Raw genomic sequence first — 7,895 nt, 5'->3', positions numbered from 1 at the left:
GTAGTCCCAGTTGCGGACACCACCCAGCTCCTCCGGCAACGACGTGGTCGCCGCCGCCATGATCGAACCGGACGGGACGTGCACGAGGCCCTTCAGCGTCAGCGCCGAGCGCAGCACCATCGGGTCCGAGGTGCCGGTTACGCGCAGGCCGTCGCCGCAGCAGTCGATTCTCGCGTCTCCACAGACACATTCCCAGCCACCCACGTGTAGGCACGGGCCGGTGGGCAGAGCCATCAGGCCCGAGCGAGTCGACTCGATCCGCCCCGCCGGGGAGTCCAAATGGATGGAAGGACGTAAAGTGCAGCAGTGCGGCTGGACATCCGGCGATGAAAGAAGGGGCAAGACTCCTTGCGTGGTCGCTTCATCTTCTGGCTGCTGTCATAGCAGATGCTCTCAACACTGGTCGTAGATTGCCTATTTCTCCGGCTACTGCAAAACGCAAAATTGGAGTTCGTCATGATTCGCAGGATCACCGCAGGTCTTGTCGTCGCCGCGAGTCTCGGGGTCGGGGGTCGTTCGCACCACCAGTGCTGTGGACTGCAACTGTGTGAGGCGGAATGCTGGCAGTAGGATCGAGCTCTGGGTTCGATGATGTGAATCAAGGGCCGGTTGTTTGAATTGGTGTGTTCGCCCCAGAGATCTGACTCGTACTCCGCCGAGGACCTGTGACCTCGAAGCCACCGGGGTCCTCGGCGGTGGCGGACAACGATTCCGGCGCCCCTTTCAGCTGTGCAGGGTGGCGTGAGTGACGCTGAGGAGGTGCGCCCGCCTGTCGGCGCTGGGTGTTCTCACGTTCCGCGTTGATCGTGTGGACCTCATCGCGTTCCGCACGGCGGAACATCGTTTTTTCCAGCATCAGCCGCACACCTAGGCTCGCTGTACAGACCGTTCCGGGTTCGGTCTCACAGGGTTGGCGGTTGCATATGCGGCGTGGCAAAAGCGATGACCGGGAATTCACCGGGTTGACCGTGGTCGGCGCTGTCTTCGGAAGTGCGCTCTTCCTGCCTCCCCTGCTCAACCTGGTTGATCAGAACGAGACAGTCGGGGATATACCCGCATTCATCTTGTACTTGTTCGCGGGATGGCTGTGCGTCATCACGTTGGCCGGCTTGCTCGTTCGATTCTTCGGATGACGTGCGATGCTGCAGACTTGGGTCGTCATCGGTTCATCCGCCGTGTACCTTGCCATCCTGTTCGCGATCGCCTACTACGGTGATCGCCGAGCGGGGACCGGCCGCAGCATCGTCGGCCGCGGCACCATCTACGCGCTATCGCTCGCCGTCTACGCGACTTCGTGGACCTACTACGGCAGCGTCGGGCGAGCAGTGTCGACTGGTTTGGGTTTTCTGCCCATTTACCTCGGTCCTACGATCATGCTCACCTTGGGCTGGCTGGTGCTGCGGCGGATCATTCGCATCAGTCGCCGCCACCGCATCACCTCGCTCGCAGACTTCGTGTCCGCCCGTTACGGCAAGAGCGTGCAGTTGGGTGGGATCGTCACGATCATCGCGGTGATCGGTGTCGTGCCGTACATCGCCCTTCAGCTCAAGGCGGTGTCGAACACGTTTGAGATCCTTCGCCACGCTCCGTCGGTCATACCGCACTCGGAACTGGACCAAGTACCGCTCCTGCAGGACACCGCACTGTACGTTGCGCTGCTGTTGGCGGGGTTCACAATCGTGTTCGGCACCAGGCATCTCGACGCCACGGAACGGCACGAGGGAATGGTCATCGCGATCGCGTTCGAGTCCGTGGTCAAGCTGGTTGCCATCGTCGCCGCCGGCGTGGCCATCACGTGGGGGCTGTATGGCGGGCTGGGCGACCTGTTCAGCCAGGCGCAAGCAGCTGGGCACCAGACGCTGTTCACGTTGGGCAGCAGCACCGGGTCGTGGGTGTGGCTGAACGTGCTGTCGATGTTCGCGATTTTGTTGCTACCCAGGCAGTGGCAGGTCGGGGTGGTCGAGAACGTCGACGAGAAGCACATCAAGCATGCGATGTGGATGACGCCTCTGTACATGCTGGCGATCAGCGTGTTCGTGCTACCGATCGCGGCGGCAGGCCTGCTGCGTTTCGGCACGGCCGGTGACGCGGACACCTTCGTGCTGACCGTTCCCATGGCCGCCGGGTTCGAAGTGTTGACACTGCTGGTGTTCGTGGGTGGGTTGAGCGCAGCGACAGGCATGATCATCGTTGAGACCGTCGCGTTGTCCACCATGGTGTCGAACTCGATCGTGGTGCCGATCTTGCTTCGCCGCACGTACCGAGGCGATCTCGCCCGGTTGATCCTCCTGTCCAGAAGGGTGTCGATCGTCGCGGTGATGTTGCTGGGGTACGCGTACTTCCGGCTCGCGGGGGAGAGCACGGCTCTGGTGTCAATGGGCCTGATCTCGTTCGCGGCGGTCGCGCAGTTTGCGCCGGCGATCATCGGCGGTCTCTTCTGGAAGGGCGGCACGCGCTCCGGTGTACTCGTCGGCCTTCTCGGAGGCTTCGCCGTGTGGGTGTACACGTTGCTGCTGCCCAACTTCGCCGCGACCGGCTGGCTGTCGAGAGACTTCCTGGACCAAGGGCCGTTCGGCGTGGCGATGCTACGGCCCGAACACTTGCTGGGCATCGAAGGCATGGACAACATCAGCCACGGCATGTTCTGGAGCATGCTGGTCAACATCGGTGCGTTCGTCGCAGTGTCGCTGCTGGGCAGGCAGAACCCGCGTGACCAAGCACAGGCTGTGATGTTCGTCGACGCACTGGCTGATCCACGCAAGCCCCGATTGTGGCGAAGCAGGGTGCCGATCAAGACGCTGCATGACGTGCTCCTGCGGTCAATGGGCAATCGGGCGGCGGAGAAGGCGTTCGAAGGCGTCAACACTTCGTCCACAAGGGACGCATCACCGGAGCTGGTGCACCAAGTGGAAACCGTGCTGGCCGGTGCGGTGGGCACCGCATCGGCACGGATGATGTTGAACGCCGTGGCCGGAGAGGAACAGCTCGGCGCTGAGGAGGTGATGGAGATGCTCGACGAGGCCACTCAGGTAGCAGCACTGGAGGAGCGGCACAGGCTGGCACGCGACCTGCACGACTCCGTCTCCCAGTCCTTGTTCTCGATGACCCTGCACACACGCGCGGTGGAACTGGCTTGGAAGAAGCAGGGCGGCGATCCCAGCGGCCCGGTGGCACGCGGCATCAGCGAGCTCCGGTCGCTGACACAGGATGCGCTGACGGAGGTACGCGCTTCGCTGTTCCAGCTGCGACCGGATGCCTTGCGGGAGGACGGGCTGACCGAAGCCATCCGCAAGCAGTCAGCGGCGATCGCCTCGCGCGAGGGCGTCACGATCACGATCGAGGCTCCCGACTACCGGCTACCGCTCGAGCAGCACAACGAGGCAGAACTGTTCCGCGTGATCCAGGAGGCCGTGCACAACGCGATCAAACACGCCCACCCCTCACGCATCGAGATCACGTGCGAAGAGATCGACGACAACATCGTTATCGAAGTGGCTGATGACGGAACCGGTTTCGATCCTTCGGCTACGTCCTCGGGCGGCGGTATGGGCCTGACCGGCATGCGTGAACGGGTGGAGAAGATCGGCGGAAGACTGCAGATCGACAGCTGTCCGACCGGATCGACCTCGGTCCGACTGATGGTCCGCAGCGACGCGGCCAGGTAGGAGTAGTAGTCCCGTGAATCCGATCCGCGTTTTTCTTGTCGACGATCACGCAGTGGTACGTCGTGGCATGCACGCCTTCTTGGGCATGCTCAATGACATCGAGGTGGTCGATGAAGCTGAAGATGGTCAAGTGGCGTTGGAGAAGCTCTCTCTTCGGGCGGAACGGGGCGATCTTCCCGATGTCGTGCTGATGGATCTCCTCATGCCCAGGTTGGACGGCATCGGCGCCACGAGGGCCATCAAACAGCTCTACCCTGACGTCGAGGTTGTCGCACTGACTTCCTTCAGCGAGGCCGAAAGAGTCCATTTGGCGTTAGAAGCGGGCGCATCTGGGTACATGCTCAAGGACGCGGAGGCCGACCAGGTAGGCGCCGCGGTACGCGCTGCCAAGCTCGGACAGGTCCACCTCGACCCAGCTGTCGCGCGCATGCTCACTCGCAACCTGGTAGCGCCCCAGGCCACATCCGCTGTGCTGACCGCGCGCGAACGAGAAGTTCTGATCTTGCTCGCCGATGGACACTCCAACCGCGACATCGCGAACGCGTTGGTCATAAGCGAGCGCACCGCTCGCACGCATGTCAGCAATGTGCTCATGAAACTTGGCCTGTCATCTCGAACACAGGCCGCTCTGTGGGCTGTCCGCGAGGGAATCGTGCAGGGGCCCAGCTTCTCGGGGCGGTGAGGCGCCATGCTGGCCCGACGTGTCAACGGCGCGCGAATTTAGGATCTGGCACGGTTTCCGTGTGACCCTTCGTAGTTGATCATGCTGTGTGTTGATATATCCGCGGCATTGGGGCCGAACTTGGCCTGGCCAGAGGAACGGTGCGCCGGTTCGTGCGCGCCGGCACGGTGGAAGAGTTGCTGGCCAACGACGGCACCGGCCGCCGGCCGAGTCTGCTCGACGAGTTCAAGCCTTATCTGCATCAACGGTGGAACGCGGGCTGCACCACCGCGACGCTGCTGTTCGAGGAGATCAAAGCCCAGGGCTTTCGCGGTCAGTATCAGGTGCTGCGTGACTACCTGCGGCCCTTCCGTGTCAGCGCACAGGTTCCCGAGCCCGCGCCCACCGCGCCGAAGGTCCGCCGGGTCGTGGGCTGGATCATGACCAAGCCCGAGAACATGGCCGACGACGACCAGCGGCAGCTGGACCAGATCCTGGGCCGAAGCCCAGAACTGACTGCGCTGGCAGGACACGTGCGCTCGTTCGCCGCGATGATGTGCACCTTGCGCGGCGATCGTCTCGAGGAGTGGATGGCCGCGGTGGACGCCGACACCCTGCCCGCGTTGCGCTCGTTCGTGATCGGCCTGCGACGCGACCAGGACGCCGTCACCGCGGGACTGACACTGCACTGGAACTCCGGTCCCGTCGAGGGACACGTCAACCGCATCAAGATGCTCAAACGCCAGATGTACGGACGAGCCAACCTCGATCTTCTCCGCAAGCGCATCCTGCTCGCCGACTGACACCGCAACCTGGCAGTTCACGGAAACCGTGCCAGATCCAGTTTTCACGCGTCGCCGAAACGACGACCGGGGCAACAGTGCAGCACCTCGTCGAAGAACGTTCTGCCAGGCGGAACAAAGCTTTGACAAAGCGTTCTCCTCGTGCCGCAGATGCGGCTCGCCCGAACGTAGTAGTTCAGATGACGCAGTGAAAGCCAGTCATCTGCCTCTCAAATTCCCGACTGAAGAGGCGTCTACTAGAAGAGACAACAACACGGCTGAAGACAGAAGGTTCGCCATGCATGGCAACGAAGACGAAGAGATCACCCGCCACCTCTCGTTCTCGGCCACCTCGCACCCCGGAGCTTCTGTCGGCGCGGTGCTTCGTTACAGCACGGCCTCTCCCTACGAGGTGACCGCCACGTTCACCTCACCCGCAGACGGTTCGGTCGTCACCTGGTCATTTGCGCGCGAGCTGTTGTTCGACGGCCTCTTCGTTGCGACGGGCTGCGGCGACGTGTCGGTGCGCCCCGCGCCGCTGGACGCAGACGTGATCCATCTCGAGCTTAGGAGTGACCATGGTCATGCGGTGCTGAGCACGCCGGTGTCAGACGTCGCCGAGTTCCTGGCGGAGACTCACCGCGTGGTGGCGCCCGGTGACGAGTCGCTGTGGTTCAACTTCGACCAGGAACTGCATCGCCTCGTCGAAACCGGATGACCTGTGAACCGCGCTCGGTCTGAGGTCAGTTGCACATCAAAGATTAACCGGGTCTTGAAAGCTCCCAAACCTGGCATCGACGGTGAGATGAAGACTGGCGGCAACGCATGTCGCTGGTGCCGAACTCCCGTGACCGCGACCAGTCATCGTTGAGCCACCATCCGGACACCACACATCGGCAGTGATCGCGGAATCCCCTGCTGAGGCGATCTACGTTCGGGATTAAACGTCAGTGGCGCAGTTCGGATGAGCTCAGAAGCCGATTGCGTGTGCCGGGCCGGATTGCCCGGAGAGCACCATTCTTGGCGAGAAAAAGGGTAGATGTTCCGCGCGAGGTCCTGTTTTTGCGTAAGACTTGATTAAGTGGGTAGCACGATTTGTTTAGCCCGCTCGTTCGCCTGATTTTTTGCGAGAGCATCCAGGGGTACGAACGAAGGCCAGTGGAGGGGCCGCAGGCAGACTCCACTGTGGAGGGAGTCCCTGTGACCGCTGCAACGACCGTTTCGGATCGCACCTCGGATGCCGATCGGAGACTTCCGGCTGCTCTGAGGCTGGCGCTGACGAGGCTCGCTCGTGTGCCGCATCTGCTGGTGGCGTGCGACTACGACGGCACGCTGGCGCCCATCGTCGACGACCCGGCGCGTGCGTTGGCGCTACCGGAGTCAGTCGCCGCGCTGCGTGGTCTGGCGGGCCTGAACGAGACCACCTCAGCCGTGATCTCCGGTCGTGCGCTGCGTGACCTCGCCACACTGTCCCGGCTGCCGGGCGAGGTTCATCTGGTCGGCTCGCACGGCTCCGAGTTCGACATCGACTTCGTGCGCGAGTTGTCGGAACGCGAGCGGGTTCTCCTCGGCCGCGTGCGGGTTCGGCTTGAGATGCTGTTCGGCACGACGCCCGGTCTGCTCCTGGAGGTGAAGCCGGCCAGCGTTGCGCTGCACTACCGTCGCTGCAACCCCGTGGTCGCGCAGTCGTTGATCGCTGATCTTCGGTCTGATTTGTGCACCTGGGCGGGCCTGTACATCTCCGAGGGCAAGGCCGTGATCGAGTTCTCGGTCGTCGAGACGAACAAGGGTCGGGCACTGGACATCCTGCGGCACCAGGTGGGCGCCACCGCGGCGATCTTCCTGGGCGACGACGTGACGGACGAGAAGGCGTTCGCGCGCCTGTCCGGTCCGGACGTCGGCATCCGCGTGGGTGCCGGTGAGTCGCTGGCCGGCTACTACGTGAACGACCCGGCCGACGTGGCCATGGTCCTCGCATTCCTCCTGGAGGAGCGCCGGGCGTGGCTGCACGGTGACCAAGCCGTGCCGATCGAGCGTCTGACGATGCTTGCAAACGAGCGTTCAGTCGCCTTGGTGACGCCGGACGCCAAGGTCAACTGGTTGTGCCACCCCGAGCCGGACTCGGCGGCGATCTTCGCCGACCTGCTCGGTGGTCCGGCCGCCGGTCACTTCTCGATCAAGCCTGAGCACGGTTCGCTGCCGCTGGGCCAGCGCTACCTGCCGGGCACGATGATCGTGGAGACCCGGTGGTCTCGGTTGCTCGTGACGGACTACTTGGAGCACGACCTGGCGTTGCACCGCACGGACCTCGTGCGGCGGATCTCCGGCTCCACGAACGCGGTGATCACGTTCGCGCCGCGACCGGAGTTCGGCCAGGTGCCGGTGCGGCTGCTGCGCGAGCGCGACGGCCTGCGCGTGGTCGGCACGTCCGACCCGATGGTGCTGCGTTCGCCGGGCGTCGACTGGGAGATCACCTCCGACGGCGTGCATGAGACGGCCCGTGCGATTGTTACACCTCGTGAGGGCGTTCCGGTTCTGCTCGAGCTCCGCTGTGGAACCGACGACCTGGGTGTGGCCGCTCTGGATGAACCGTCGCGACATGTCCGTGCCGCGACCTATTGGTCTGACTGGGCGTCCATGTTGACCGTGCCGAGACTCGAGCAGGATCTGGTGCTGCGCTCGGCGCTGACGCTGAAGGGCCTCGTGCACGTCCCGTCCGGTTCGATCATGGCGGCGGCGACCACGTCGTTGCCGGAGGAGCTGGGTGGTGTCCGCAACTGGGACTAT

Annotated in this window: 5 protein-coding genes; all 5 read left to right on the top strand. The window is 63.5% G+C overall.

Annotation, left to right across the window (positions count from 1 at the left end; translation table 11 throughout):
* Positions 1-1,139 precede the first annotated feature (1,139 nt).
* On the top strand, positions 1,140-3,665 hold the full coding sequence (locus ABFX45_RS45510; protein ID WP_346137316.1) for an ATP-binding protein: 2,526 nt from the start codon (positions 1,140-1,142) through the stop codon (positions 3,663-3,665).
* A gap of 13 nt (positions 3,666-3,678) precedes the next feature.
* A complete protein-coding gene (locus ABFX45_RS45505) occupies positions 3,679-4,347 on the top strand; it encodes a response regulator (protein WP_109638775.1) in 669 nt (222 codons plus the stop codon).
* Positions 4,348-4,766: 419 nt separating this feature from the next.
* Positions 4,767-5,129 carry a transposase gene (locus ABFX45_RS46800; protein ID WP_428834307.1) on the top strand — a complete coding sequence of 121 codons (363 nt, stop codon included), beginning with the start codon at positions 4,767-4,769 and terminating at the stop codon, positions 5,127-5,129.
* Positions 5,130-5,406: 277 nt separating this feature from the next.
* A complete protein-coding gene (locus ABFX45_RS45495) occupies positions 5,407-5,826 on the top strand; it encodes an SsgA family sporulation/cell division regulator (protein ID WP_346137314.1) in 420 nt (139 codons plus the stop codon).
* 575 nt (positions 5,827-6,401) lie between these two features.
* On the top strand, positions 6,402-7,895 hold a 1,494-nt coding region (otsB, locus tag ABFX45_RS45490), incomplete at its 3' end, for a trehalose-phosphatase (protein WP_428834306.1).

Source organism: Lentzea roselyniae (assembly GCF_039537795.1).
Taxonomy (GTDB): domain Bacteria; phylum Actinomycetota; class Actinomycetes; order Mycobacteriales; family Pseudonocardiaceae; genus Lentzea; species Lentzea atacamensis.
The sequence above is the reverse complement of the archived record's forward strand: the minus strand, read 5'-3'. Positions and strand labels throughout refer to the sequence as shown.

Bases quoted from the DNA above. Each gene is read 5' to 3' on its own strand.
- ABFX45_RS45510 (WP_346137316.1), top strand. From the start codon at position 1,140: ATGCTGCAGACTTGGGTCGTCATCGGTTCATCCGCCGTGTACCTTGCC.
- ABFX45_RS46800 (WP_428834307.1), top strand. From the start codon at position 4,767: ATGACCAAGCCCGAGAACATGGCCGACGACGACCAGCGGCAGCTGGAC.
- ABFX45_RS45495 (WP_346137314.1), top strand. From the start codon at position 5,407: ATGCATGGCAACGAAGACGAAGAGATCACCCGCCACCTCTCGTTCTCG.